Source organism: Streptomyces changanensis (assembly GCF_024600715.1).
GTDB lineage: Bacteria > Actinomycetota > Actinomycetes > Streptomycetales > Streptomycetaceae > Streptomyces > Streptomyces changanensis.
On sequence record NZ_CP102332.1, the window covers coordinates 1,144,622 to 1,168,682 of the forward strand.

Genomic DNA, 24,061 nt, shown 5'->3' on the forward strand with positions numbered 1-24,061 from the left:
CGATGGTATGCCGCCGGATGTCCGTGGCGGGCCGTAGGGTCTTCGTCATGACCTCCGCTCCCCAGCCGCCCGCCTCGCTCTCGCCCTCCCGTGCCGGTGACTTCATGCAGTGCCCGCTGCTGTACCGGTTCCGGGTGATCGACAGGCTGCCGGAGAAGCCGAGCCCGGCGGCGACGCGGGGCACGCTGGTGCACGCGGTGCTGGAGCGGCTCTTCGACGACCCGGCGGTGGAGCGGACGGCTCCGCGGGCCCGCGCGATGGTGCCGGGGCAGTGGGACCGGCTGCTGGAGTCGCGGCCGGAGCTGGGCACGCTGTTCGAGGACGACGCCGACGGCGAGCGGCTGGCGCGCTGGCTCGGGGAGGCGGAGGAGCTGGTCGAGCGGTGGTTCACGCTGGAGGACCCGACGCGGCTGGAGCCGGCGGAGCGGGAGCTCATGGTGGAGACGGAGCTGGAGTCGGGGCTGCGGCTGCGCGGGGTGATCGACCGGATCGACGTGGCCCCCTCCGGCGAGGTGCGGATCGTCGACTACAAGACGGGCAAGGCCCCCCGGCCGGAGTACGGCGAGGGCGCGCTGTTCCAGATGACCTTCTACGCGCTGGTGGTGTGGCGGCTGAAGGGGGTGGTCCCCCGCCGCCTCCAGCTGGTGTACCTCGGCAGCGGCGACGTGGTGACGTACGACCCGGTGATGGCCGATCTGCGGCGGGTGGAGCGCAAGCTGCTGGCCCTGTGGGACGCGATCCGCACGGCGACGGAGACGGGCGACTGGCGGCCGCGGCGGACCAAGCTGTGCGGGTGGTGCGACCACCAGGCGTTCTGCCCCGAGTTCGGCGGGACTCCCCCGGTCTACCCCCTGCCCGTCCCGCCGCCCCGCTCGGGGCAGAATGGGCCGGGACCAGCTATCCCGTGAGGAGTACCCGTGGCCATCCGCGTCCTATTGGTCGACGACCAGCCGCTGCTGCGCACCGGCTTCCGGATGATCCTGGAGGCCGAGCAGGACATCGCGGTCGTGGGTGAGGCCGGTGACGGCCTCCAGGCGCTCGACCAGGTGCGCGCGCTCCAACCGGACGTGGTGCTGATGGACATCCGCATGCCGCGGATGGACGGGGTGGAGGCCACCCGCCAGGTCACCGGGCCGGGGCGGGACGGGCCGGCGAAGGTGCTCGTGCTGACGACGTTCGACCTCGACGAGTACGTGGTGGAGGCGCTGCGCGCGGGGGCGAGCGGGTTCCTGCTCAAGGACGCCCCGGCGAACGAGCTCGTCCAGGCGATCCGGGTGGTGGCGGCCGGTGAGGCGATGCTGGCGCCGAGCATCACGCGGCGGCTGCTGGACAAGTACGCCGACCACCTGCCGTCGGGCGACGAGCCGGTGCCGGACGCCCTGAACACCCTCACCGACCGCGAGGTCGAGGTGTTGAAGCTGGTCGCGCGCGGCCTGTCGAACGCGGAGATCGCGGCGGACCTGTTCGTGTCGGAGACGACGGTGAAGACCCACGTGGGCCACGTGCTGACGAAGCTGGGCCTGCGCGACCGGGTGCAGGCGGCGGTGTACGCGTACGAGAGCGGCCTGGTGCGGCCGGGCGCGCAGTAGGGCCGGCCGACCGCCGCGCAGGTGGTCCGGCCGATCGCCGCGCGGGGTACGACCGCCGCGCGGGTCCGACGGCGCGGCGGGTGTGCGCCGCACGCCGTGCGCGGGACGGACCGCGGGCGCGCCGCTGCCCCCGGGGATGCTCCACGGGGGCAGCGGCGCGTTGCGGGCGGGGCCGCGGCGGGCGGGGTCAGCCCTTCTTGATCTCCCAGAAGCGGAAGACGGTGGACGCGTCGAGGGTCCACTCCAGGCCGGTGATGGTGTTGTGCGCGACGGCGTACTGCTTGGCCTGCCACAGCGGGAGGAGCGGGACGTCGTCGGCGACGAGGTTCTGCAGCCGGCCGAAGTCGTCCTGGGCGGCGCTGCGGTCGGCGGCCGCGGCGGTGTCCGGGATGATCTTGCCGGTGATCTTGTTGTTCTCGTAGTGGTTGTCGAGGACGTTGCCCTCGCCGAAGAACGGCTGGGTGAAGTTGTCCGGGTCCGGGTAGTCCGGGACCCAGCCCTTGATGTAGACGCCGTACTTGCCGGCCTTGATGTCCTTCTCGTACTGGTCGTACTCGACGGACTTCATCTCGGCCTCGAACAGCCCGCTGTCGTTGAGCTGCTGCGCGATGGCCTTCAGCTGCTCGTCCGTGCCCGGGCCGTAGCGGCTGGGCGTGGAGTACAGGGTGATCTTGACCTTGCCCTTGATGCCCTCCTCCTTCAGCGCCGCCTTCGCCTTCTCGGGCTGCGGGCGGTCGCCGTAGCGGTCGAAGAAGGCGGTGTTGTGGCCGAGGATGCCGGCGGGGACGATCGAGTAGAGCGGCGTCGCCGTCGACTCGTACACGTTCTGCACCAGGGCGTCGCGGTCGACGAGGTGGGCGATGGCCTTGCGGACGCCGAGCTTGCCGGCGATCGGGTCCTGCATGTTGAAGACCAGGTGCTGGACCTCGGCGCTGGAGCCCTCGATGACCTGGATGCCCTTCTGGCCGGCCGTCGGGGAGCCGTTGAGGGCCTTGATGTCGGCGGCGGCGAGGCCGCGGTAGGCGACGTCGACGTCGCCCTTGATCAGGCCGTCGGCGAGGGCCTTGCGGTCGCCCTTGTAGAACTTCAGCTTGACGCCGTCGTTCTTGACCTTGGCGGTGCCCTTGTACTCCGGGTTGACCGAGAAGGCGGCCTCCGTGTCGCCGAAGGAGTCCAGCCGGTAGGGGCCGGAGCCCACGGCCTTGCCGTCCGTGCGCAGGGAGTCGGCCGGGTACTCCCGGTGGTCGACGATGGAGCCGGCACCGGAAGCGATCTTGCTGGGGAAGGTGGCGTCGGGCACCTTCAGCGTGAAGACGACCGTCCGGTCGTCGGGCGTCTCGATCTTGTCGAGCGTGGAGAGCAGCGGACCGGGGCCGTTCTCGTCGCCGATCTTCAGGACGCGCTCGAAGGAGAACTTGACGTCCTCGGCGGTGAGCGGGTTGCCGTTGCTGAACTTCAGGCCCTCGCGCAGGGTGCAGCGGTAGACCATGCTGGCGCCCTTCTCGAACTCGCAGCTCTCGGCGGCCTCCGGCTGGGGCGTGGTGGCGCCCTTGGGGAAGCTGAGCAGGGACTGGAAGACGTTGTTGAACAGCAGCCAGGAGCCGGGGTCGTAGCCGGTGGCCGGGTCGGTCGCCAGGACCTCCTCGGACATGCCGACGACGATCGACCCGGCGCCGTCACCGGAACCGGCGTCCTTGTCGGTGCCGCAGCCGCTGAGCGTGGCGGCGGCCAGCCCCGCGGCGAGCGGGGCCGTCAGCCACTTGTTGTGTGCCTTCACTGGAACCTTGCCTCTGGATCTCTTCGGTACAGCAGGGGTCAGGCGGTTCCTCGGCCGAGCTCCCAGAGCTGGAGGTCCGAGGAGGTGTTGAGGGCCCATTCGACGCCGGTGAGGGTGTCGCGGGAGGCGACGTACTGCTTGCCCTGCCAGAGCGGGAGGACCGGGACGTCGTCGGCGACGATGTCCTGGAGGCGCTGGAAGGCGGGTGCGGCGGCGGCGCGGTCCGCTTCGCGGCGGGAGGCGGGGATGAGCCGTTCCCGCGCCTCGGTGCTGATGTAGGGGGTGTTGAGGAAGTTGTCGGCGTCGAGGAACGGCGCGACGTAGTTGTCCGGGTCCGGGAAGTCGGGGAACCAGCCGAGTCCGTAGACCGCGTAGTCGCCGCGCTTCTGGGCGGGCCGGAAGGTGGACCACTCTACGCCCTCGACGGTCACGTCGAAGAGCCCGCTGGCGTTGAGCTGGTCGCGCAGGGTGGCGAACTCCTTGGCGGTGGCGGTCCCGTAGTGGTCGCTGGTGTAGTGCAGGGTCAGCTTGACCGGGGTGTCGATGTCCGCCTCGCGCAGGAGGCCGGCGGCCTTGGCGCGGCTGGGCTCGCCGTACTTGTTGAAGAACGAGTTGGAGTGGCCGGCGATCGACGACGGGATGAGCGAGTAGAGCGGCGTGGCCGTGGGGCCGTAGACGGTCTGCGCGATCCGGCTGCGGTCGACGAGGGCGGCCATGGCCTGGCGGACGGCCTTGTCCTTGACGGCGGGGGCCTGGGTGTTGAAGGCGAGGTAGCGGATCTCCAGGCCGGGCACCTCGGTGAGCTTGACGCCCTCCTCCGGCTCCTCGTCGAGCTTCTTGATCTGCTCGGGTTCGAGGGTGCGGGCCATCATGTCGATGTCGCCGGCGCGCAGGGCCCGGCCCATGGCCTCCGCGTCCTCGAAGGGGCGCAGCTCGACGCTGTCGTTGCGGAGCTTGATGTCGCCCTTGTAGCGCGGGTTCCTGGTGAAGACGACGTCGACGAGGCGGCCGTCGCGGACCTCGGGCTTCATCGTGTACGGCCCGGAGCCGTCGACCTGGAAGCCCTCGCGGAGGGCGCCGGCCTCGTACTTGTCGCTGGGAACGATGCCGGCGACGGGGGTGGAGAGCTTGTACGGGAAGGTGGCGTCGGGCGTCTTCAGGTGGAAGACGACCTCGCGGTAGCCCTTGGTCTCGATGGTGTCGATGTTGGACAGGAGGCCCGCGGCGCCGTTGTCGGACTTGATGGCCAGGACGCGCTCGATGGAGAACTTCACGTCCTGCGCGGTGACGGGCTCGCCGTCGGCGAAGGTCAGGTCCTCGCGCAGGGTGCAGCGGTAGCTCTCGCTGGCGTTGTCGGTGAACTGGCACTGGGACGCGGCCTCGGGGACCGGGCGCCCGCCGCCGCGCGGCATGTGCATGAGCGTCTGGACGGTCTGGCGGAGCACGTTCCAGACACCGGTGTCGTACGCGTAGGCCGGGTCGAAGGGTGCCGGGGCGTCCTCGGTGGCGGTGAACTGGTCGGTGGTGCCGACGACGATGGCGTTGCCTCCGCCGTTGCCGGCCGTCTCGCTCCCGCAGGCGGTGAGGAGGGGGGAGGCCAGCAGGCCGACGACGGCCGGCAGCACCAAGGTCTTGCGGTTCATGAAGGGACGTACTCCTGGTCCGGCACGGGGGTGATGCGGTGCGGAGCCCCTGCCGCGGGCGCCCTGTGGGGCGGGGCGATCGGGCCGGGTGTGCGCACGATCGACCCCGTGGTCACGGCTGCGTGGTGGCGGCCGCGGCACGGGGTGGGTGCGGCGAAGGGCTCGGCGCAAAGATTAGTGGCATCGCCTGTAATGCCCGACCCGGCCGGAGTTGAGGCGTCATCAGAATTCGATCTTCGAGCCGAATACGAGGGGCGGGAAAACGCTGGAATGTTTCGTACAGGCACTCATGAATGCGGACACATGGGCACGTTCGAAGCGGCCCGATCCGGGCATGCGCGGCGTTGCGGGCACCGGGACGGCGGCACGCTGGGTGACCAAGGTCACGTTGGGCGCTTTTCCACCCCGTTACGGAAAATGCACGCTCCGACGCCGAGAGTTTTTCCGATATTCGGTGAGCCACGCTCGGTGGGCGGGTCAGTGCCGTCCGGTGATCAGTGCGCGCAGGAAGCGGAGGTCGACTTCTTCGAGGGAGCCGACGACGACGCGCCCGTCGGCGGGGGCGATCGGGGCCAGCGACGGGACGGCGACGACGCGGCAGCCCGCGGCCTCGGCGGCGGCGACGCCGGTGGAGGTGTCCTCGATGACGGCGCATCTCGCCGGGTCCGCGCCCACCCGCCGGGCGGCCAGCAGGTACGGGTCCGGGTGCGGCTTGGTCCGGGGCACCTCGTCGCCGGCGACGGTCAGGGTGAAGTGCTCGGCGCCGAGGGTGCGCAGCACCCGGTCGATGATGCGGCGGTGGGAGGCGGAGACCAGGGCGGTGGGGACGGCGTGCTCGGTGAGCTCGGCCAGCAGCCGCGCGGCGCCCGGCATGAGGGGGACGCCGCCGTCGATGCGTTCCTCGAAGCGGTCGTTGAGGAGCGTGGTGAGCTCCGGGAGGGTGATGTCGGCGCCGGTGGCCTCGATGAGGTACCCGGCGCTGCGGGACATGGGGCCGCCGACGACGATGTCGCGCCAGGACTCGTCCAGCTCGTGGCCGAGGTCGGCGAAGACACCGACCTCCACGTCCCACCAGAAGCCCTCGGTGTCGACGAGCGTGCCGTCCATGTCCAGGAAGACCGCCTGCAGGGCGGCGCCGTCGGCCGTTCGGGTCAGGGACGCGGGGACCGTGCTGGTCATCGGCACACCTCCAAGGGGACGAGAAGGCCGGCCGCCTCCCCGCCGGGAACCCCCGGTGGTGGAAATGCGACCGGCCTGCACTGGACCGACCAGTGTACGTCGTGACGCCCCGGCGCGCCGCCGTCACGCTGCGGCGCGCTCCTGGCGGATCAGCGGGCGTTGAAGTACTTCGCCTCCGGGTGGTGCAGGACGATGGCGTCCGTCGACTGCTCGGGGTGCAGCTGGAACTCCTCGGAGAGGTGGACGCCGATCCGCTCGGGCCGCAGCAGGTCGGCGATCTTGGCGCGGTCCTCCAGGTCGGGGCAGGCGCCGTAACCGAGGGAGAACCGGGCACCGCGGTACTTGAGCGCGAACATGTCCTCCACGTCCGCCGGGTCCTCGCCGCCGAAGCCGAGCTCCGCGCGGACCCGGCCGTGCCAGTACTCGGCGAGGGCCTCGGCGAGCTGGACGGACAGCCCGTGCAGCTCCAGGTAGTCGCGGTAGGCGTCGGCGGCGAACAGCTCGGCGGTGGCCTCGCCGATGCGGGAGCCGACGGTGACGACCTGGAAGCCGACGACGTCGGTCTCGCCGGACTCCTCCGGCCGGAAGAAGTCGGCGAGGCACAGGCGGCGGCCGCGGCGCTGGCGCGGGAAGGTGAAGCGGGTGCGCTCGTTGCCCGCCTCGTCGAGGACGATCAGGTCGTCCCCCTTGGAGACGCAGGGGAAGTAGCCGTACACCACGGCCGCCTCCAGGAGGTTGCGCGTGTGGAGCTGGTCGAGCCAGCCGCGCAGCCGGGGCCTGCCCTCGGTCTCCATCAGCTCCTCGTACGAGGGGCCCTCGCCGGTGCGGTTCTGCTTCAGGCCCCACTGGCCCTTGAAGAGCGCGCCCTCGTCGAGCCAGCCGGCGTACTCCTTCAGCTGGATGCCCTTGATCACGCGGGTGCCCCGGAAGGGCGGCTCGGGGACCGGGTTGTCGGTGGCGACGTCGGAGCGCACGCCGGGCTCGGGCTCGCGCTCCTCGACGGTGACCGCGGGGCGCACGCGGCGCTGCCGGAGCTCGGGGAGCGCGGCGCCGGGGACGCCGCGCTTGACGGCGATGAGGGCGTCCATCAGGCGCAGGCCCTCGAAGGCGTCCCGCGCGTAGCGGACCTCGCCCTGGTAGATCTCGTGGAGGTCCTGCTCGACGTAGGCGCGGGTGAGGGCGGCGCCACCGAGGATCACGGGGTACTTGGCGGCGAGCTCGCGCTGGTTGAGCTCCTCCAGGTTCTCCTTCATGATCACGGTCGACTTGACCAGGAGACCGGACATCCCGATGACGTCCGCGCGGTGCTCCTCGGCCGCTTCGAGGATGGCGGAGACGGGCTGCTTGATGCCGAGGTTGACGACGTTGTAGCCGTTGTTCGACAGGATGATGTCGACGAGGTTCTTGCCGATGTCGTGGACGTCGCCCCGGACGGTGGCCAGCACGATGGTGCCCTTGCCGTCGTCGTCCGTCTTCTCCATGTGCGGTTCGAGGTAGGCGACGGCCGTCTTCATCACCTCGGCCGACTGGAGGACGAAGGGCAGCTGCATCTGGCCGGAGCCGAACAGCTCGCCGACGACCTTCATGCCGTCCAGAAGGGTGTCGTTGACGATGTCGAGGGCCTTGCGGGTCGTCAGGGCCTCGTCGAGGTCGGCCTCCAGGCCGTTCTTCTCGCCGTCGATGATGCGGCGCTTGAGGCGTTCGTCCAGCGGGAGGGCGGCCAGCTCCTCGGCCCTGCCGGCCTTGAGGGACTTCGCGGTGGCCCCCTCGAACAGCTGCATGAGCTTCTGGAGCGGGTCGTAGCCCTCGGCGCGGCGGTCGTACACGAGGTCCAGGGCGGTGCGGACCTCCTCCTCGGAGAAGCGGGCGATCGGCAGGATCTTGCTGGCGTGCACGATCGCCGAGTCGAGGCCGGCCTTCACGCACTCGTCGAGGAAGACGGAGTTGAGCAGGATGCGGGCGGCCGGGTTGAGGCCGAAGGAGATGTTGGACAGGCCGAGGGTGGTCTGCACGGCGGGGCGGCGGCGCTTGAGCTCCCGGATCGCCTCGATGGTGGCGACGCCGTCCTTGCGGGACTCCTCCTGGCCGGTGCAGATGGTGAAGGTGAGGCAGTCGACGAGGATGTCCTCCTCGTGGATGCCCCAGTTGCCGGTGAGGTCGGCGATGAGCCGCTCGGCGATCTCGACCTTCTTCTCGACCGTGCGGGCCTGCCCCTCCTCGTCGATGGTGAGGGCGATGAGCGCGGCGCCGTGCTCCCGGGCGAGGGCGGTGACCTGGGCGAAGCGGGACTCGGGCCCGTCGCCGTCCTCGTAGTTGACGGAGTTGATGACGGCGCGGCCGCCGAGCTTCTCCAGGCCGGCGCGCAGGACGTCCACCTCGGTGGAGTCCAGGACGACGGGGAGGGTGGAGGCGGTGGCGAAGCGGCCGGCCAGCTCCTCCATGTCGGCGACGCCGTCGCGGCCCACGTAGTCGACGCACAGGTCGAGCATGTGGGCGCCCTCGCGGATCTGGTCCCGGGCCATCTCGACGCAGTCGTCCCAGCGGCCCTCCAGCATGGCCTCGCGGAACTTCTTGGAGCCGTTGGCGTTGGTCCGCTCACCGATGGCGAGGTAGGAGGTGTCCTGGCGGAACGGCACGGTCTGGTAGAGGGAGGCAGCGCCGGGCTCGGGGCGCGGGTCACGGGGCGCGGGCGTGATGTCGCGCACGCGTTCGACGACCTGGCGCAGGTGCTCGGGGGTGGTGCCGCAGCAGCCGCCGACGAGCGACAGCCCGTACTCGCGGACGAAGCCCTCCTGGGCGTCGGCCAGCTCCGGCGCGGTGAGGGGGTAGTGGGCGCCGTCCTTGCCGAGGACGGGCAGCCCGGCGTTGGGCATGCAGGAGAGGGGGACGCGGGAGTGGCGGGCGAGGTAGCGCAGGTGCTCGCTCATCTCGGCGGGGCCGGTGGCGCAGTTCAGGCCGATCATGTCGATGCCGAGCGGCTCCAGCGCGGTGAGCGCGGCGCCGATCTCCGAGCCGAGCAGCATGGTGCCGGTGGTCTCGACGGTGACGGAGACGATGAGCGGCACGTCGGCGCCGAGCGCCTCCAGGGCGCGGCGGGCACCGAGGACGGCGGCCTTGGTCTGGAGGAGGTCCTGGGTGGTCTCCACGAGCAGGGCGTCGGAACCGCCGGCGACCAGGCCCTCGGCGTTCCTCTGGTAGGCGTCGCGCAGGAGCGTGTACGGGGCGTGGCCCAGGGTGGGCAGCTTGGTGCCCGGGCCCATGGAGCCGAGGACCCAGCGCTGGCCCCCACCCGCGGCGGTGTACTCGTCGGCGACCTCGCGGGCGATGCGGGCGCCGGCCTCGGACAGCTCGTACACGCGGTGGGCGATGTCGTACTCGCCGAGCGCGGAGTGGTTGGCGCCGAAGGTGTTCGTCTCGACGCAGTCGACGCCGACGGCGAAGTAGGCGTCGTGCACCGAACGGACGATGTCGGGCCGGGTGAGGTTGAGGATCTCGTTGCAGCCCTCGAGGTTCTCGAAGTCGTCGAGGGTGGGCTCCTGCGCCTGGAGCATCGTGCCCATGGCTCCGTCGGCGACGACCACGCGGGTGGCGAGCGCCTCGCGGAGCGCGGCCGCGCGGTCACCGGCGGCGGACGAGGGGGACGGGGTCGGCAACGAGGCCATGGAGGTGCTCCCTGGAGTGCGACGGCTGTCGGCTTTGCGCCCCCGTCGGGGAGGCGCACGTCGTCAGCGTAACCGCCCCTCCCCCGGGGCGGACACGGCGTCCCACGTGGCGGACGGCATGCTTGGCGGGGTCGAGGTCCGGCCGGTTGGGGCGGGGAGACGTCTCAGGATGTGGCCGCAGGTCGGCAACGACCGATAGTGTTCAGCATTGTCGAACCATGGAGAGAAGGAGCAGGCCGGGGATGGCGAAGAACATCCAGTCGCTGGAGCGGGCGGCGGCGATGCTGCGTCTGCTCGCGGGCGGGGAGCGCCGGCTGGGTCTCTCCGACATCGCCTCGTCGCTCGGCCTGGCGAAGGGCACGGCCCACGGCATCCTGCGCACCCTCCAGTCGGAGGGCTTCGTGGAGCAGGACGCGGCGTCGGGTCGGTACCAGCTCGGCGCCGAGCTGCTGCGGCTCGGCAACAGCTACCTCGACGTGCACGAGCTGCGGGCCCGGGCGCTGGTCTGGACGGACGACCTGGCCCGCTCCAGCGGGGAGAGCGTGCACCTGGGCGTGCTCCACCAGCACGGGGTGCTCGTCATCCACCACGTCTTCCGCCCCGACGACAGCCGGCAGGTGCTGGAGGTCGGCGCCATGCAGCCGCTGCACTCCACAGCGCTCGGCAAGGTCCTGTCCGCGTACGACCCCGTCGCCCACAGCGAGGCGATGGAGGTGGAGCGCAAGGCGTTCACCCCCCGGACGGTCACGGGCCTGGAGGACTTCGAGGAGCTCCTGGACCTGACGCGGGCGCGCGGCTGGGCCGCGGACGTGGAGGAGACCTGGGAGGGCGTCGCCTCGGTCGCGGCGCCCATCCACGACCGGCGGCGGATGCCCGTCGGGGCGGTGGCGATCACCGGGGCCGTGGAGCGCGTGTGCGCCGCCGGCGAGCTGCGGTCGGAACTGGTGGCGGCGGTGCGCGAGTGCGCCCGCGCCGTCTCGCGCGACCTGGGCGCCGGCCGCTTCTGACCCGGCGGGCCGTCCCGCCTCCCTGGGGACGCGCGCCCGGCCCGGCCGTACGGGCGCAGGCCGGGGCCCGCCGTACGCACGCGGCCGGGCGGGCGGACCTCCCCTACGCACCTCCAGACCACCCCGAGCCGACCCGGGCCGCCGCGGGCGCCCTCCCGGGCCCCTCCTACGGGCTCCCGCGGCGGTCGGCCGTCACGGGCCGGTCCGCCCGCCACGCCCCCCGCACCCCGGCCGCGTCCGTGCCGCGCGCCCCGGCCTGCGGTAACGATCGGGTCTCTCGGGTGCGAACTCTTGACGGGGAATTCACCCGGGGGCAAAACTGCCGTCCATCGGTCGGCATTGTCGAACACCTACCGGAATGACGCGCTAGAGTGTGACAACGCCAGGAGGCCGGCACCGCCCTCACCCGAGGGCGCGGACCACCGGAGGGACCCGGGGTTCGCCTTCCCCTGGACGAAGGACAAAGGAGTCGCGGGTGTCCAGCTCCGACATCTTCATCGGCGAGATCATTGGTACCGCCGTACTCATCCTGCTCGGCGGTGGCGTGTGCGCCGCCGTCACGCTGAAGCGCTCCAAGGCGCAGAACGCCGGCTGGCCGGCCATCACCTTCGGGTGGGGCTTCGCGGTCCTGACCGCCGTCTACATGACGGGCTCGCTCTCCGGCGCCCATCTCAACCCCGCCGTCACGGTCGGCATCGCGATCAAGGACGGGGACTGGAACAACGTCCCGGTCTACTTCGCGGGCCAGCTCCTCGGCGCCATGATCGGCGCGGCGCTGGTGTGGGTCGCCTACTACGGGCAGTTCCACGCGCACCTCACGGACCGGGCGATCGTGGGCGACCCGGCCGACAAGGCCGTCGAGGGCCCGCACGACGAGTCCGTCGCCAAGGCCGGCCCCGTACTCGGTGTCTTCTCCACCGGCCCCGAGATCCGCAACGTCTGGCAGAACGTGGCCACCGAGGTCCTCGGCACCGTGGTGCTCGTCCTCGCGGTCCTCACACAGGGCCTCAACGACAGCGGCAAGGGCCTGGGCGTGCTCGGCGGTCTGATGGTCTCGCTCGTCGTGGTCTCCATCGGCCTGTCGCTCGGCGGCCCGACCGGTTACGCCATCAACCCGGCCCGTGACCTCGGACCGCGCATCGTGCACGCCCTGCTCCCGCTGCCGAACAAGGGCGGCTCCGACTGGGGCTACGCCTGGATCCCCGTCGTCGGCCCGCTGATCGGCGGAGCCCTCGCCGCGGGTATCTACAACATCGCGTTCGCCTGAGCCGTCCTTCTCACTCACCTACGGGAGCAACCGTGACCGACGCACACACCGCCGGCCCGTTCATCGCGGCCATCGACCAGGGCACCACCTCCAGCCGCTGCATCGTCTTCGACCGCGACGGGCGCATCGTCTCCGTCGACCAGAAGGAGCACGAGCAGATCTTCCCCAAGCCCGGCTGGGTGGAGCACGACGCGACCGAGATCTGGACCAACGTCCAGGAGGTCGTCGCCGGCGCGATCGAGAAGGCCGGCATCACCTCCGCCGACGTCAAGGCGATCGGCATCACCAACCAGCGCGAGACCACGCTGCTGTGGGACAAGAACACCGGTGAGCCCGTCCACAACGCCATCGTCTGGCAGGACACCCGCACCGACGCCCTCTGCCGGGAGCTCGGCCGCAACGTCGGCCAGGACCGCTTCCGCCGCGAGACGGGCCTGCCGCTGGCGTCGTACTTCGCCGGCCCGAAGATCCGCTGGATGCTCGACAACGTCGAGGGCCTGCGCGAGCGCGCGGAAGCCGGCGACATCCTGTTCGGCACCATGGACTCCTGGGTCATCTGGAACCTCACGGGCGGTGTCGACGGCGGTCGCCACGTCACCGACGTCACCAACGCCTCCCGGACCATGCTGATGAACCTCCACACCATGGAGTGGGACGACAAGATCGCCCAGTCCATGGACGTCCCCACGACGGTCCTGCCGGAGATCCGGTCCTCCGCCGAGGTGTACGGCCACGTCAAGGGCGGCGTCCTGGACGGCGTCCCGGTCGCCTCCGCGCTCGGCGACCAGCAGGCGGCCCTGTTCGGCCAGACCTGCTTCTCCGAGGGCGAGGCCAAGTCGACCTACGGCACGGGCACCTTCCTGCTGCTGAACACCGGCGAGAAGATCATCAACTCGTACTCGGGCCTGATCACCACCGTCGGTTACAAGATCGGCGACCAGGCCCCGGTGTACGCCCTGGAAGGCTCCATCGCCGTCACCGGCTCCCTGGTGCAGTGGATGCGCGACCAGATGGGCCTGATCAACTCCGCCGCCGAGATCGAGACGCTCGCGTCCTCGGTCGACGACAACGGCGGCGCGTACTTCGTACCCGCCTTCTCCGGCCTGTTCGCCCCGTACTGGCGCTCCGACGCCCGCGGTGTGATCGCCGGCCTCACCCGGTACGTCACCAAGGCGCACATCGCGCGCGCCGTGCTCGAGGCCACCGCCTGGCAGACCCGCGAGATCACCGACGCCATGACGAAGGACTCCGGCGTCGAGCTGGCCGCGCTCAAGGTCGACGGCGGCATGACCTCCAACAACCTGCTGATGCAGACGCTCTCGGACTTCGTGGACGCCCCCGTGGTGCGCCCCATGGTCGCCGAGACGACCTGCCTCGGCGCCGCCTACGCCGCCGGCCTGGCCGTCGGCTTCTGGCCCGACACCGACGCGCTGCGCGCCAACTGGCGCAGGGCCGCCGAGTGGACCCCCCGCATGGACGCTGACAAGCGTGACAGCGAGTACAAGAACTGGCTCAAGGCCGTCGAGCGGACCATGGGCTGGATCGAGGACGAGGAGTAAATCGACATGACCACCCTGCAGAGCGTCCCCACCCTCGGGACGCACCCGGCTGCCGGTCCCCTGCCGAGCCGTGCCGAGACGCGGGAGCAGCTCTCCAAGGCCACCTACGACCTCCTGGTGATCGGCGGCGGCATCCTGGGCATCTCCACGGCCTGGCACGCCGCGCAGTCCGGGCTGCGGGTGGCCCTGGTGGACGCCGGCGACTTCGCCGGCGCCACCTCCTCCGCCTCCTCCAAGCTGCTCCACGGCGGCCTGCGCTACCTGCAGACCGGCGCGGTGAAGCTGGTCGCGGAGAACCACTTCGAGCGCCGTGCGGTCTCCCGCCAGGTCGCCCCGCACCTGGCGAACCCGCTCACCTTCTACCTGCCGGTCTACAAGGGCGGGCCGCACGGTGCCGCCAAGCTCGGCGCGGGCGTCTTCGCGTACTCGGCCCTCTCCGCGTTCGGTGACGGCGTCGGCCACCTGCTCAGCCCGGCCAAGGCCGCGCAGGACGTGCCGGAGCTGCGCACCGACAACCTGAAGGCCGTGGCCGTGTACGGCGACGACCAGATGAACGACGCCAGGATGGCTCTCATGACGGTCCGCGCGGCCGTCGATTCGGGCGCCACGGTCCTCAATCACGCCGAGGTCACCGGGCTGCGGTTCACGCAGGGCCGCGTCACGGGCGCCGAGCTCAGGGACCGGCTCGACGGCACCGAGTTCGGCGTCGACGCCCGGCTCGTGCTCAACGCGACCGGCCCCTGGGTCGACCACCTGCGCCGGATGGAGAACCCGAACGCGGCGCCGTCCATCCGCCTGTCGAAGGGCGCGCACCTCGTCCTGAAGCGCACGTCGCCGTGGAAGGCCGCGCTCGCCACCCCGATCGACAAGTACCGCATCACCTTCGCCCTGCCCTGGGAGGACATGCTCCTGCTCGGCACCACCGACGAGGAGTACGAGGGCGACCCGGCCGACGTCGCGGTCAACGAGAAGGACACCGCCCAGATCCTGGACGAAGCCGCCTTCTCCATCCGCGACCAGCAGCTGTCCCGCGACCTGATCACCTACGCGTTCGCGGGGCTGCGCGTCCTGCCGGGCGGGCCCGGGGACACCTCCAAGGCCAAGCGCGAGACGGTCGTGACCGAGGGCCGCGGCGGCATGCTGTCGGTCGCCGGCGGCAAGTGGACGACCTTCCGCCACATCGGCCGCACGGTGATGAACAAGCTCGCCGCGCTGCCCGGCCGCCCGCTCGCCGACGACATGGAGCCGATCGCCAGCCTCCCGAAGAAGCTGCCGCTGCCCGGCATCGCCAACCCCAACGCGGTCGCCCACCGGCTGCTCGTCGACGGGGGGACGCCCGGCCCGCGCATGGCCGCCGACACCGCCCGCCACCTGGCCACGCACTACGGCTCGCTCGCCTTCGACATCGCGCGCCTGGCGAACGAGGACCCGGAGCTGGCCGAGCGCATACACCCGGACGCGCCGGAGATCTGGGCGCAGGTCGCCTACGCCCGCGACCACGAGTGGGCCGAGACGGCGGACGACGTGCTGCGCCGCCGTACGACCCTGACGATCCGGGGCCTGGCGACGGACGACGTCCGCGGCCGGGTCGAGGAGATGCTCCGCCGCGGCGCCTGACCGCGAGGGCCCGGCGGATCCGGGCCGGTGAGGTGTGAGGGCGGCTCCCCCGGGAGCCGCCCTCCCGCGCGCCGGGCCGGAGGGCGGCCTCCACCGCGGCGCACCGGATCGCCGGCGGCGAACGGCACGCGCCCGAGGCCGCCTTGGGCTCCGCGGACGGCGACCGGGCCGGGGGCCGCCCGGGCTCGGCGGGCGGGTGGTCGGGCCGGGGGCCGGCAGGGAGGTCGCGGGGGCCGGGCGGGTGGTCGGCCGGGGGCCGGCCGGGGTCGCGCCCCTGGCGCTTCGGCGCGTCCGGGGGCCGCCGCGAGGTTTGATGCGGCCCCGCCGTGGCAGGCCGATACAGCACCCGGACGTGTACAAGGGGCTGCGGGCGGAGGGCCCGCACGCCGTAAGGTTGGTCCGTACGCACGGAACTTCGGAAGGAGGCCTGGGTGATCGAGCTCGAGGGGGTTCCCGAGCTGATCGACCCGGTCATGGTGGCCGCGTTCGAGGGCTGGAACGACGCCGGCGACGCCGCCTCCACCGCGGTCGCGCACCTGGAACGGGAGTGGAAGGGCGAGGTGTTCGCGGCGCTGGACGCCGAGGACTACTACGACTTCCAGGTCAACCGGCCCACGGTGTGGCTGGACGGCGGGGTGCGCAGGATCACCTGGCCCACCACCCGGCTGTCCGTGGTCCGCGTCGGCGGCGACAAGCCCCGTGACCTGGTCCTGGTCCGCGGGATAGAGCCGTCGATGCGCTGGCGCTCGTTCTGCAACGAGCTGCTGGGCTTCGCCCACGAGCTGGGCGTCGAGATGGTCGTGATCCTGGGCGCGCTGCTCGGTGACACCCCGCACACGCGGCCGGTACCGGTCAGCGGTGTGACGTCCGACCCGGACCTGGCGCGGCGGATGGAGCTGGAGGAGACCCGGTACGAGGGCCCGACGGGCATCGTCGGCATCCTCCAGGAGGCGTGCACGCACGCGGGTGTCCCGGCGGTGAGCCTGTGGGCGGCCGTGCCGCACTACGTGTCCCAGCCGCCGAACCCCAAGGCGACCCTGGCGCTGCTCAACCGGCTGGAAGACCTCATCGACCTGCGGATCCCGCTCGGCGAACTGGCCGAGGACGCCCGCGCCTGGCAGCTCGGCGTCGACCAACTGGCCTCCGAGGACAGCGAGGTGGCCGAGTACGTCCAGACCCTGGAGGAGGCGCGGGACACGGCCGAGCTGCCGGAGGCGTCCGGCGAGGCCATCGCCCGCGAGTTCGAGCGGTACCTGCGGCGGCGGGACGGCGGCCCGGGCCCCGGTGGCCCCGGCGCGCTGCCCGGCGCCGCCGGGCACGCCACCGACGGCGGCGACGGCTCGTACCTGCGCGACACCTCCGGCGGTCGCACCCGCCCGCCGAAGCCGCCCCGGCGCGGTACCGAGGGGACGGCGGACGGCCCCCAGGAGGGTTCCGCCGACGGTCCGGCGGACAGCGCCCGGGGCACCTCCGCCGACGGCCGCCGCGACGCCGAAGGGCCCGCGGGCCCCGGCGGCCCCGACGACGGCCCGCCACCGGCGGACGGTCCGCGGGACGCGGAGTAGGCCCCGAGTAGGACCCGGCTCGCGACGGGGCGGTGCCGTACGGCGGTACCGCCCCGCGTGCCGACCGGGCGGCTGCGCCACCGCGCCGCAGGTCCGGCGCCGACGTCGGTCGCGTGCGCTTCCCCGCCTGCCGTCTCCGAGCGGGCCGACCGGGACCTCCCGGCCCGCCGAGGGCCCGGACCCCGACAGGTGGCCCCCTTCGTGGAGGAGGACGCCCTCGACTCCCGGGGCCGCGGTTCGACGGGACGACCGCCGAGTTCGTCCGCCGCGTGCCCACCGACCGGCAGCACGCGTTCCCGACGGCCCCGCCGTGTCGACGTCCACCGGTTCGAGGGTTGCGGGAGCCGGGGCTGAGGGGTCCCGTCCGGGAAAAGTCCCGCCCCCACCGCGATCATCACGGTGGGGGCGAGGTGTGGACGCTCTTCGACGACGCCCCCTAGAGGGCCACGCCCATCAGCGCGTCGACGGTGCGCGAGACCAGGCCCGGCGCGCTCTCGTCCGTGCCGCCCTCGGCGTGCTGGCGCTCGACCCAGCGGTCGACCGCGGCGAGCGCGGCCGGCGTGTCCAGGTCGTCGGCGAGCGCGTCGCGGACCTCCTCCACGAGCCGGTCGGCGGACGGTCCGTCCGGGCGGGAGACGGCGGCGCGCCAGCGGTCCAGACGCTCCTCGGCGTCCCGCAGGATCCGGTCGGTCCACTCCCAGTCGGCCCGGTAGTGGTGCGCGAGCAGGGTGAGGCGGATCGCGGCGGGGTCGACGCCCTCGCGGCGGAGCGCGGAGACGAAGACGAGGTTGCCCTTGGACTTCGACATCTTCTGGCCGTGCAGGGCGACCATGCCGGCGTGCACGTACGTCTTGGCGAAGGGGAACTCCCCGGTCAGCGCGTGGGCGTGGGAGGCGCCCATCTCGTGGTGCGGGAAGATCAGGTCCGAGCCGCCGCCCTGTACGTCGAAGCCCATGCCCAGGTGGTCGAGGGCGATGGCCACGCACTCGATGTGCCAACCGGGCCGGCCGCGGCCGAGGGAGCCGCCGTCCCAGCTCGGCTCGCCCTCGCGGGCGGCCAGCCACAGCAGCGGGTCGATCGGGTTCTTCTTGCCGGGACGGTCGGGGTCGCCGCCGCGTTCGGCGGAGAGGGCCCGCATGAGCTCGGCGTCGTAGTGGGATACCTCACCGAAGTGCCGGTCGGACTCGACGGAGAAGTAGACGTCGCCGTCCAGCTCGTAGGCGGCGCCCATGTCGCGCAGCCGCTCGATGATCGGGACGATGCCGGGTATGGCCTCGACGGCCCCGATGTACTGCTGCGGCGGCAGCATCCGCAGCGCCGTCATGTCCTCGCGGAACAGGGAGGTCTCCCGCTCGGCGAGACCGGTCCAGTCGACGCCGTCGCGCGCGGCCCGCTCCAGGAGCGGGTCGTCGATATCGGTCACGTTCTGCACGTAGTGGACCTGCCGCTTGGTGTCGAGCCACACGCGCTGAACGAGGTCGAACGCGTTGTAGGTCGCCGCGTGACCGATGTGGGTCGCGTCGTACGGCGTGATGCCGCAGACGTAGATGCGGGCGACGGGGCCGGGGTCGAGGGTCACTCGTCCGCCGGTCGCGGTGTCGTGGATCCGGAGGTCGCGGCCCTTGCCGGGCAGGGCGGGGACCTCAGAAGCGGGCCAGGCATGCATGCCCTGAGCGTAACCGGACGGGTGTTCCGGATACGAACCGGATGCAGGACCATGACCGGTTCCGCCCTCTTGCACTCGGCGGCGCGATGTGCTGTGGGGCCGCTCAGACCCGGTTCACACCGGTGGCCAGGGGATGGGCGGCCAGGTGCCGGAGGGTTCGGGGTGCCGGCCGGTGGTGCGCAGGCCCGTGACCCGGGCGCGCAGCGCGTCGAGCTCGGCCGGGGTGATCAGCTGCTCCAGACGGGTGGCCAGCGCGGCGCCGGGCGCCAGCTCCGCGTCGAGCCGGGCCAGGACCGTCAGGGCCTCGCCGGGCAGCGGTTCGCCGGCCCAGCCCCACAGCAGCGTCCGCAGCTTGTCGTCCACGTGGAACGTCACGCCGTGGTCGATGGCGTACAGGGCGCCGTCACCGGCCGGCAGCAGGTGGCCGCCCTTGCGGTCGCCGTTGTTGATCACGGCGTCGAGCACGGCGAGGCGCCGCAACCGCGGGTCGTCGGCGTGGACGAGCAGCGCCGTGCGCCCCTCACCCACCTCCGCGAGGCCCACCGCCCGCCAGCCGTCGCCGGCCTCGTCGCCCTCCACCAGGGAGAGCAGCGGCGGGGCCACGGGGTCGGCGTCGATCCACCGCTGGACGGAGCCGGTCCCGTACGGCCCCTCGCGCAGGACGGTCGGCGGGACGAGGTGCCACCCCGTGGCCTCGGAGACCGCGTACGCGGCGGCCTCCCGCTCGGCGAGCGTCCCGTCGGGGAAGTCCCACAGGGGCCGCTCGCCCGCGACGGGCTTGTACACGCAGTCGACCGCGCGGCCGGCGAGGACGGCGGAGCAGAGCAGTACGGCGTTGGACGCCTCACGGACCTGGCCGCGCACGGTGAGCTCGCCCTCGGCGAGGACCTCCAGCACGTCGCTCGCCGCCGTCAGGCCCCGCGGCGGTATCCGTTCTGGCGCGGGCATACGTGTCCTTCCGGGTCGAGCGGGAGGCTGCACAGGGGGCAGGGCGGGCGGCCGGCGTTCACGACGTCCAGGGCGCGCTTGGCGAAGGCTCTCGCCTGGGCGCCGGTGAGCCGGACGCGGAGCATGGGCGGGCCGTTCTCCTCGTCCTGGAGGAGACGTTCCTCCGCCTCGGCGAGGTCCTCCTCCGAGTCGACGTCGAGCTCGACGAGCGCCTGCGCCTCGACGATCAGCCGCTGCTCCTCGCCGTCCCAGGCCAGGGCCATGGTGCCGACGCGGAACTCCTCCTCGACCGGGGCGTCCAGGGGAGCGGTGTCGGCGACGTCGGCGGGCGCGACCGCCGGGACCGGGGCGTTGCCCCCGGTGCGCCGCACCACCTCGTCCAGGAGCTCGTCCATGCGCTCGGCCAGCGCGGCGACCTGGGTCTTCTCCAGGGCGACGCTGGTGACCCGCCCTCCGGCGGACGCCTGCAGGAAGAACGTACGGCGGCCAGGCAGCCCGACCGTACCGGCCACGAAGCGCTCCGGCGGGTCATAGAGGAACACCTGACGGGACACGTTCCCTCTCCCTTGGTCTTGTTTACGCGGGTCCGGCCGGGGCCGTGACGGCAGCGCATCCAACCCTACTGTGCGCGTCGATCACGGTGCGCCCGCGCCGCCGCCCACCTGCGCCGCGCCGTCGGGGCCCGCCGGAGCCGGGCCGCCGGGGGCGCCCGGGGCGAGGCCGGCGAAGTCTCCCGTGTCGCCGAGGCGGACGAGGAAGGGCCGCGTCCGGGTGTAGCGGATCGCGGTGACGGAGCAGGGGTCGACGTGGAGGCGCTGGAAGAGGTCGAGGTGCATGCCGAGGGCGTCCGCGACGAGCGACTTGATGATGTCGCCGTGCGAGCACACCAGGTAGGCGGCCCCCTCGCCGTGCTCGGCCTCCACGCGCGCGTTCCACTCGCGTATCGCCTCGACGGCGCGGGTCTGCATGCCGCGCATGGACTCCCCGCCGGGGAAGGCCGCCGCCGACGGATGGTGCTGGACGACCTCCATCAGGGGCTCGCCGCCGAGTTCCGCCAGCCCGCGGCCGGACCAGTCCCCGTAGTCGCACTCGTTGATCCGCTCGTCGGTGTGCAGGGCGAGACCGGGGCGGGCCGCGAGGAGCGGGGCGAGGGTCTCGTGGCAGCGTTGGAGGGGGCTGCTGACGGCCAGCGCCAGCTCCACACCGGCGAGCCGGCCGGGCAGCGCGGCGGCCTGCGCGGTGCCGCGCTCGTCGAGGCCGACGCCGGGGGTGCGGCCCGCGAGGAGGCCGGCGGTGTTCGCGGTGGACCGGCCGTGCCGGACGAGGATCAGGGTCGCCATGGCGGCCAGCCTAGGCGGTGGCGCGTCGATCGGGCCGCGGGCCCGACGTGATCGGCGGGACGCCTGCCGGGGGGCGTCGCACGTGCATGCGCCGGTGGGCGGAGGGAAGAATACGCGCCGTGATCGTTGACTGCGCCATCTACCGTGCCGGGCGACGCCTCCGGGGCCCCACCGACGTCGTCGCCGCCCTGACGGAGGCGCGCGACTCAGTGGACGGCTTCTTGTGGATCGGGCTGCACGAGCCGACCGCCGAGGAGTTCGACCGGGTGTCCACGGAGTTCGGGCTGCACCCCCTCGCCGTCGAGGACGCCCTGAAGGCCCACCAGCGGCCCAAGCTGGAGGTGTACGACGACTCGCTCTTCATGGTGCTGAAGCCCGTGCACTACGAGCCGGCCGACGACACCGTCTCCACGTCCGAGCTGATGCTGTTCCTGGGCGACTCGTTCGTGGTGACGGTCCGGCACGGCGAAGGGGCGCCGCTGTCGGAGGTGCGCCGGCGGCTGGAGTCCGCCCCGGACGTGCTGCGGCAGGGCCCGACGTCCGTGCTGTACGCGGTGAGCGACGCCGTCGTCGACCACTACATCGACGTGGCGGCCGAGCTCCAGGTGGACCTGGAGGAGCTGGAGGCGGAGGTCTTCGCCCCGTCCGGGGGCGACGCGAAGAACACGGCGTCACGGATCTACACGTTCAAGCGGCAGGTGCTGGAGTTCCGCCGGGCGACGGGCCCGCTGGCCTCCCCCATGGAGCGGCTGGCGGGACCGGGCGTGCCGTACGTCGTCGAGTCGGCCCGGCCGTTCTTCCGTGACGTCAGCGACCACCTGACCCGCGCGAACGAGCAGGTGGAGGGGCTGGACCGGCTCCTGTCGGACATCCTCTCGGCGCACCTCGCGCAGATGGGCGTGCGCCAGAACGACGACATGCGCAAGATCTCCGCCTGGGCGGCGATGGCGGCGGTCCCGACCATGGTGGCGGGTGTGTACGGCATGAACTTCACGCACATGCCCGAGCTGGACTGGGCGTGGTCGTACCCGGCGGTGGTGGGCCTGATGGCGGGCGCGGTGACGGGGCTGTACCGGCTGTTCAAGCGGCGCGGCTGGCTCTGACCCCGGCCGCGCCCCGGACCGCCGGCGGGTCAGAGGACCGGCGCGGTCTCGGCCGGTCCGCCCATGGCGTCGCGCCGCGCGGGCATGGCGAGGCGGACCATGCGCCGCCGGCCGGCGGCCCGCTCGTACGCGTACACGGCGTGGATGCCGGCGGCGAGGACGGCCGACTTGGCGCGCGGCCACCGCAGGATGCGGCCCATGTGCTCCATGACGGCGAGGCTGACGTCGCGGTAGACGGCGATCTCGGCGAGGGCGCACTCGCGCAGGGTGCGCTGGATGGTGTGGGCGTGGCCGGCGCGGGCGAGGCGGAGCAGTTCCTCGTGGCAGTAGGCGAGGTGGTTGTCCTCGTCGGCGCTGATGATGCGGACGGCCTTGCCGACCTCGGGGTGGTCGCCGAAGTGCCGCACGAGCATGTTCATCTGGTCGGCGGCGCGCTGTTCGGTGACGCGGCTGTGCGAGAGGTAGACGAGGATGTCGTATTCGGTGAGCGGCTCGTCGCGCCGCAGCTTGTCGTGGGCGAGGCCGATGCCCGCGCGCTCCAGCAGCATCGTGTAGTCGGTCTCGGGCGGGACCGGCACCGGGTCGAGGCCGCGCTTGTGCAGCAGCCCGTTGAAGATGCGGCCGTGCTTGTCCTCGTCGGCGCCGTGCCGGGTGATCTTCGGGACCAGCCCGGCGAGGGACTGCGGGACCAGGGCGGCGATCCGGGCGTTCTCCCAGCCCCCCTGGGTCTCGCCGCTGGCGGCGATGGAACAGAACAGCTGGTAGGAACGGTCGTCGTCGACGATCTCCTGGAACAGGCTGCGGGCCGAGAGCATCGCTGTCACCTCCACGTGTCGGCACGAGTCAAGTGCCGGGGAGGGGGTGAGGCAACGACACCCCGCCGCCACTCCATCGAACGGAGCAGCGACGGGGCCGTGCGCGCCGCGGCCGGTCCGTAACCCGGCGGCCGGTGGCGCGTTGTGCTGCGTGACGGCCGTGGCGGGGATGACCCCGAGCCCCCACCACGGCCGCGGGCTTTCCCCGGGGGCCGGCCGGCGGACTGAACCGGCCGGCGGCCGGTTCAGTCGACGAGGCCCGCGCGCTCCAGCGCCTCGGTGCCCGCCCGGAGGGCGGCGATCCGCTCGTCGAGCGTGAAGCCGGCCGGCGCGAGGGTCAGGGTGGTGACGCCGGCGGCCGCGTAGGCCGCCATCCGATCGGCGATCCGCTCCACGGAGCCGAGCAGGGTCGTGTCGTCGATGAGCTGGTGCGGCACGGCGGCGGCGGCGCCGTTCTTGTCGCCGGACAGGTACTTGTCCTGGATCTCGGCGGCCTCCTTCTCGTACCCCATGCGCTGGGCGAGCCGGTTGTAGAAGTTCTGCTTCCGGCTGCCCATGCCGCCCACGTAGAGGGCGGTGTACGGGCGGAAGGTGTCGGCGAGGGCGGCGACGTCGTCGCCGAGGGCGAGGGGGACGGTGGGGCAGACGTCGAAGCCGTCCATGGTGAGCCCGGCCTTCTCGCGCCCGGCGCGCAGGTACCGGACGGCGGTCTCCTCCAGGTGCGCGGCGGACGGGAAGATCAGCAGGGCTCCGTCGGCGATCTCGCCGGTCAGCTCCAGGTTCTTGGGCCCGATCGCCGCGATGTAGAGCGGGATGTGCTCGCGCTGCGGGTGGACCGTGAGCTTGATCGGCTTGCCGGGTCCGTCGGGCAGCGGCAGGGTCCAGTGCTCGCCGTCGTAGGTCAGCCGCTCGCGGGACATGGCCCGGCGGACGATCTCGACGTACTCGCGGGTGCGGGCGAGCGGTTTGTCGAAGGTGACGCCGTACCAGCCCTCGGAGACCTGCGGGCCCGAGACACCGAGGCCCAGGCGGAAGCGGCCGCCGGAGAGCGAGTCGAGGGTGGCGGCCGTCATGGCGGTCATGGCGGGCTGCCGCGCCGGGATCTGCATGATCGCGGAGCCGACGTCGATGCTCTCGGTCTGCGCGGCCACCCATGACAGCACGGTGGGGGCGTCCGACCCGTACGCCTCGGCCGCCCAGCACACGTCGTAGCCGAGGCGGTCCGCCTCCTGCGCGACGGCGAGGTTGTCGCCGTCCATGCCCGCGCCCCAGTAGCCGAGGTTGATGCCGAGCCGCATGCGGGTCCCCTTTTACCGATCAGTAA

At 72.4% G+C, this 24,061-nt stretch carries 18 protein-coding genes; 8 read left to right on the forward strand and 10 right to left on the reverse strand.

Annotated elements, in window-relative coordinates; genetic code table 11:
- Window positions 1–47: 47 nt before the first annotated feature.
- Together NRO40_RS05020 and NRO40_RS05025 are read left to right on the forward strand one after the other, a co-directional pair.
- Entirely contained in the window at window positions 48–908 is an 861-nt protein-coding gene (locus NRO40_RS05020; RefSeq protein ID WP_232791019.1) for a RecB family exonuclease, read from the forward strand.
- A gap of 9 nt (window positions 909–917) precedes the next feature.
- Window positions 918–1,589 carry a response regulator gene (locus NRO40_RS05025; protein ID WP_058941650.1) on the forward strand — a complete coding sequence of 224 codons (672 nt, stop codon included), beginning with the start codon at window positions 918–920 and terminating at the stop codon, window positions 1,587–1,589.
- A gap of 187 nt (window positions 1,590–1,776) precedes the next feature.
- Here the strand turns inward: NRO40_RS05025 and NRO40_RS05030 are convergent, their stop codons facing one another.
- The 4 genes from NRO40_RS05030 to metH all read right to left on the reverse strand — a co-directional run bounded on the left by NRO40_RS05030 (window position 1,777) and on the right by metH (window position 9,850).
- A complete protein-coding gene (locus NRO40_RS05030) occupies window positions 1,777–3,366 on the reverse strand; it encodes an ABC transporter substrate-binding protein (RefSeq protein ID WP_058941649.1) in 1,590 nt (529 codons plus the stop codon).
- Between the two features lie 38 nt (window positions 3,367–3,404).
- Complete coding sequence (locus tag NRO40_RS05035) at window positions 3,405–5,009, reverse strand: ABC transporter substrate-binding protein (RefSeq protein WP_058941648.1); 1,605 nt, start codon at window positions 5,007–5,009, stop codon at window positions 3,405–3,407.
- Between the two features lie 477 nt (window positions 5,010–5,486).
- Window positions 5,487–6,188: an HAD family hydrolase gene (locus tag NRO40_RS05040; protein WP_058941647.1), complete on the reverse strand. Its 702-nt coding sequence runs from the start codon at window positions 6,186–6,188 to the stop codon at window positions 5,487–5,489.
- Window positions 6,189–6,337: 149 nt separating this feature from the next.
- Complete coding sequence (metH, locus tag NRO40_RS05045) at window positions 6,338–9,850, reverse strand: methionine synthase (RefSeq protein ID WP_058941646.1); 3,513 nt, start codon at window positions 9,848–9,850, stop codon at window positions 6,338–6,340.
- A gap of 242 nt (window positions 9,851–10,092) precedes the next feature.
- On the opposite strand from metH, the gene NRO40_RS05050 reads away from it, so the two are divergent.
- From NRO40_RS05050 to NRO40_RS05070, 5 genes are all read left to right on the forward strand, one after another.
- Window positions 10,093–10,857, forward strand: a complete 765-nt coding sequence (locus NRO40_RS05050) for an IclR family transcriptional regulator (RefSeq protein ID WP_058941645.1) — start codon at window positions 10,093–10,095, stop codon at window positions 10,855–10,857.
- Between the two features lie 475 nt (window positions 10,858–11,332).
- On the forward strand, window positions 11,333–12,124 hold the full coding sequence (locus NRO40_RS05055; protein WP_058941644.1) for an MIP/aquaporin family protein: 792 nt from the start codon (window positions 11,333–11,335) through the stop codon (window positions 12,122–12,124).
- Window positions 12,125–12,156: 32 nt separating this feature from the next.
- The gene (gene glpK / locus NRO40_RS05060; protein ID WP_058941643.1) at window positions 12,157–13,683 is read left to right on the forward strand and encodes a glycerol kinase GlpK; all 1,527 of its coding nucleotides are present in this window, start codon (window positions 12,157–12,159) and stop codon (window positions 13,681–13,683) included.
- Window positions 13,684–13,689: 6 nt separating this feature from the next.
- Entirely contained in the window at window positions 13,690–15,300 is a 1,611-nt protein-coding gene (locus NRO40_RS05065; RefSeq protein ID WP_058941642.1) for a glycerol-3-phosphate dehydrogenase/oxidase, read from the forward strand.
- Window positions 15,301–15,731: 431 nt separating this feature from the next.
- Window positions 15,732–16,865, forward strand: a complete 1,134-nt coding sequence (locus tag NRO40_RS05070; protein ID WP_079046967.1) for a PAC2 family protein — start codon at window positions 15,732–15,734, stop codon at window positions 16,863–16,865.
- A 436-nt stretch (window positions 16,866–17,301) separates the two neighbouring features.
- Here the strand turns inward: NRO40_RS05070 and mshC are convergent, their stop codons facing one another.
- From mshC to NRO40_RS05090, 4 genes are all read right to left on the reverse strand, one after another.
- Window positions 17,302–18,531, reverse strand: a complete 1,230-nt coding sequence (mshC, locus tag NRO40_RS05075; RefSeq protein WP_058941641.1) for a cysteine--1-D-myo-inosityl 2-amino-2-deoxy-alpha-D-glucopyranoside ligase — start codon at window positions 18,529–18,531, stop codon at window positions 17,302–17,304.
- 114 nt (window positions 18,532–18,645) lie between these two features.
- Window positions 18,646–19,479 carry an SCO1664 family protein gene (locus NRO40_RS05080; RefSeq protein WP_058941640.1) on the reverse strand — a complete coding sequence of 278 codons (834 nt, stop codon included), beginning with the start codon at window positions 19,477–19,479 and terminating at the stop codon, window positions 18,646–18,648.
- Entirely contained in the window at window positions 19,443–20,033 is a 591-nt protein-coding gene (locus NRO40_RS05085) for a DUF3090 domain-containing protein (protein WP_058941639.1), read from the reverse strand. Before NRO40_RS05085 ends, NRO40_RS05080 begins: the two co-directional genes overlap by 37 nt.
- Window positions 20,034–20,114: 81 nt before the next feature.
- Complete coding sequence (locus NRO40_RS05090) at window positions 20,115–20,819, reverse strand: histidine phosphatase family protein (protein ID WP_058941638.1); 705 nt, start codon at window positions 20,817–20,819, stop codon at window positions 20,115–20,117.
- Window positions 20,820–20,929: 110 nt separating this feature from the next.
- Here NRO40_RS05090 and corA point away from each other — a divergent pair, with 110 nt between their 5' ends.
- Window positions 20,930–21,922, forward strand: coding sequence for a magnesium/cobalt transporter CorA (corA, locus tag NRO40_RS05095; RefSeq protein WP_058941684.1), 993 nt, complete (start codon window positions 20,930–20,932; stop codon window positions 21,920–21,922).
- 29 nt (window positions 21,923–21,951) lie between these two features.
- Here the strand turns inward: corA and NRO40_RS05100 are convergent, their stop codons facing one another.
- Both NRO40_RS05100 and NRO40_RS05105 read right to left on the reverse strand, forming a co-directional pair.
- A complete protein-coding gene (locus tag NRO40_RS05100) occupies window positions 21,952–22,737 on the reverse strand; it encodes a hypothetical protein (RefSeq protein WP_058941637.1) in 786 nt (261 codons plus the stop codon).
- 245 nt (window positions 22,738–22,982) lie between these two features.
- Complete coding sequence (locus tag NRO40_RS05105) at window positions 22,983–24,035, reverse strand: LLM class F420-dependent oxidoreductase (protein ID WP_058941636.1); 1,053 nt, start codon at window positions 24,033–24,035, stop codon at window positions 22,983–22,985.
- Between the last annotated feature and the right edge of the window lie 26 nt (window positions 24,036–24,061).

Bases quoted from the DNA above. Each gene is read 5' to 3' on its own strand.
- NRO40_RS05020 (WP_232791019.1), top strand. From the start codon at position 48: ATGACCTCCGCTCCCCAGCCGCCCGCCTCGCTCTCGCCCTCCCGTGCC.
- NRO40_RS05035 (WP_058941648.1), bottom strand. From the start codon at position 5,009: ATGAACCGCAAGACCTTGGTGCTGCCGGCCGTCGTCGGCCTGCTGGCC.
- NRO40_RS05040 (WP_058941647.1), bottom strand. From the start codon at position 6,188: ATGACCAGCACGGTCCCCGCGTCCCTGACCCGAACGGCCGACGGCGCC.
- metH (WP_058941646.1), bottom strand. From the start codon at position 9,850: ATGGCCTCGTTGCCGACCCCGTCCCCCTCGTCCGCCGCCGGTGACCGC.
- NRO40_RS05050 (WP_058941645.1), top strand. From the start codon at position 10,093: ATGGCGAAGAACATCCAGTCGCTGGAGCGGGCGGCGGCGATGCTGCGT.
- NRO40_RS05065 (WP_058941642.1), top strand. From the start codon at position 13,690: ATGACCACCCTGCAGAGCGTCCCCACCCTCGGGACGCACCCGGCTGCC.
- mshC (WP_058941641.1), bottom strand. From the start codon at position 18,531: ATGCATGCCTGGCCCGCTTCTGAGGTCCCCGCCCTGCCCGGCAAGGGC.
- NRO40_RS05080 (WP_058941640.1), bottom strand. From the start codon at position 19,479: ATGCCCGCGCCAGAACGGATACCGCCGCGGGGCCTGACGGCGGCGAGC.
- NRO40_RS05090 (WP_058941638.1), bottom strand. From the start codon at position 20,819: ATGGCGACCCTGATCCTCGTCCGGCACGGCCGGTCCACCGCGAACACC.
- NRO40_RS05100 (WP_058941637.1), bottom strand. From the start codon at position 22,737: ATGCTCTCGGCCCGCAGCCTGTTCCAGGAGATCGTCGACGACGACCGT.
- NRO40_RS05105 (WP_058941636.1), bottom strand. From the start codon at position 24,035: ATGCGGCTCGGCATCAACCTCGGCTACTGGGGCGCGGGCATGGACGGC.